This is a genomic window from Streptomyces silaceus (assembly GCF_001419745.1).
Taxonomy (GTDB): domain Bacteria; phylum Actinomycetota; class Actinomycetes; order Streptomycetales; family Streptomycetaceae; genus Streptomyces; species Streptomyces silaceus.
Window position 1 is genome coordinate 1 of the sequence record NZ_LIRJ01000496.1, and the last position, 2,414, is coordinate 2,414.

2 protein-coding genes are annotated in these 2,414 nt (G+C 71.3%); both read right to left on the reverse strand.

Annotation, left to right across the window (positions count from 1 at the left end; genetic code table 11):
• The coding region (locus AOK22_RS35230; protein WP_055702775.1) for an ABC-F family ATP-binding cassette domain-containing protein at positions 1-1,577 on the reverse strand (1,577 nt) is incomplete at its 3' end.
• 76 nt (positions 1,578-1,653) lie between these two features.
• On the reverse strand, positions 1,654-2,414 hold a 761-nt coding region (locus AOK22_RS35235), incomplete at its 5' end, for a DUF4328 domain-containing protein (protein WP_208606488.1).

The following is a 2,414-nucleotide window of genomic DNA, read 5'->3' on the forward strand; positions in this document are numbered from 1 at the left end:
TTCGCGGGCGCGGCGGCCGGGGCCGCGGCGGTGGCGGCCTCCGCCATGCGCTGCCTGCGCTCCAGGTACTCGTCGATGCCGCGCGGCAGCATCCGCATCGTGGCGTCACCCAGAAGCGCGAACACCTTGTCCGTCGTCCGCTCGACGAAGAACCGGTCGTGGGAGATCACGACCATGGAGCCGGGCCACCCGTCGAGCACGTCCTCGAGCTGGGTCAGCGTCTCGATGTCGAGGTCGTTCGTCGGCTCGTCGAGGAAGAGGACGTTCGGCTCGTCCATCAGGAGCCGCAGCAGCTGCAGCCTGCGCCGCTCACCACCGGAGAGGTCGCCGACCGGCGTCCACTGCTTCTCCTTGTTGAACCCGAACGTCTCGCAGAGCTGTCCCGCGGTCATCTCGCGGCCCTTGCCGAGGTCGACGCGCTCGCGCACCTGCTGCACGGCTTCGAGGACCCGCAGCGTCGGCTTCAGCTCGGCGACCTCCTGCGACAGGTACGCCAGCTTCACGGTCTTGCCGACGACGATCTTCCCCGCGGCGGGCTGCACGTCGCCCTGGCTGCGGGCCGCCTCCGCCATGGCGCGCAGCAGGGAGGTCTTGCCCGCGCCGTTCACCCCGACCAGGCCGATGCGGTCGCCGGGGCCGAGCTGCCAGGTCAGGTGCTTGAGCAGCATCTTGGGGCCGGCCTGGACGGACACGTCCTCCAGGTCGAAGACGGTCTTGCCGAGCCGCGTCGTCGCGAACTTCATCAGCTCGCTGGTGTCGCGCGGCGGCGGCACGTCGGCGATCAGCGCGTTGGCGGCCTCGATGCGGAACCTCGGCTTGCTGGTGCGGGCGGGGGCGCCGCGGCGCAGCCAGGCCAGCTCCTTGCGCATGAGGTTCTGCCGCTTGACCTCCTCGGTGGCGGCGATGCGCTCGCGCTCGGCGCGCGCGAACACGTAGTCCGAGTACCCGCCCTCGTACTCGAAGACGGAGCCGCGCTGCACGTCCCACATGCGGGTGCAGACCTGGTCGAGGAACCACCGGTCGTGCGTCACGCACACGAGCGCCGAGCGGCGCGCCCGCAGATGACCCGCGAGCCAGGCGATGCCCTCCACGTCGAGGTGGTTGGTCGGCTCGTCGAGGACGATCAGGTCGGGCTCGGCGATGAGCAGCTTGGCCAGCGCGATACGGCGGCGCTCACCACCGGAGAGCGGGCCGATGACCGTGTCGAGCCCCTGCGGGAATCCCGGGAGGTCGAGCCCGCCGAACAGGCCGGTCAGCACGTCCCTGATCTTGGCGCTGCCCGCCCACTCGTGGTCGGCGAGGTCGCCGATGACCTCGTGCCGGACGGTGGCCTCGGGGTCCAGCGAGTCGTGCTGCGTCAGCACGCCGAGCCGCAGCCCGCCGCTGTGCGTGACGCGTCCGGTGTCCGCCTCCTCCAGCTTGGCGAGCATCCGGATCAGGGTGGTCTTCCCGTCGCCGTTGCGCCCGACGACGCCGATCCTGTCCCCCTCGGACACGCCGAGTGAGACGCCGTCGAGCAGGGCACGGGTGCCGTACACCTTGCTGACTGCCTCGACATTGACCAGATTGACGGCCATTTCACTCCTGACAGGGGGGATCGATCGACCCTCAAGCGTAGTCGCCCGCGCGGGGCGCTCCTCGGCCGAGCCGTGATCACCAGCGCGGTGGGCCCGGCGGCGGGGGTGCGGGCATGCCGGGGCGGACGAAGCCCAGGCGCAGGTCCTGCATGGTGGTGACCACGCGGATCATGAGGATGCCGCAGATACCGGCGGCCATCAGCGCCGCGTCCGAGAGCATGAACATCACCAGGGCGGAGCGGCCCTGGCCGATGTCGCCCCCGTCGGCGGCGAAGAGCAGCAGCCACCCGATCGCGCTCGTCACGCTGGACACGACCCAGGTGACCCACCACGCGGTGACGGCGCCCTGCCCCGGCCGGTACGGCGCCTGCTCGCTGCCGTACGGACCGTAGGGACCGTACTGGCCGTACGACGCCGGGGCCGGGGCCGGACGGGCCCCCGCGGGGTCACTGACCGCGATGATGTCGTCCGTCATCTGCTTCGGTATCCACCAGTTGGCGAACGGGATGAACCAGGCGCCGATCGCCATGCCCGGCGACTGGCGGTGCCGCCCCGGCGCGAACACCTCCGCGTTCGTCCGGACGCGGTGGAACCAGGTCAGGAAGACGGGGATCGCCCCGAGGAACCCCAGCAGGAGCAGGAAGACGGCGAGCCCCCAGAAGGCGCCGACGTCGTCGTCCCGGTAGAAGGCGTACCAGCTGCTGCCCAGCGTGTCGTACAGATCGAAGTCCGCGACCAGCCGCACCAGCGCGAGCCCGGCGACACCGCCGAACAACAGCATGGCGGCGGTCCCCAGCCCGCCGACGGGAGCGGGGCGGGGCGGGATCGGCACGTAGG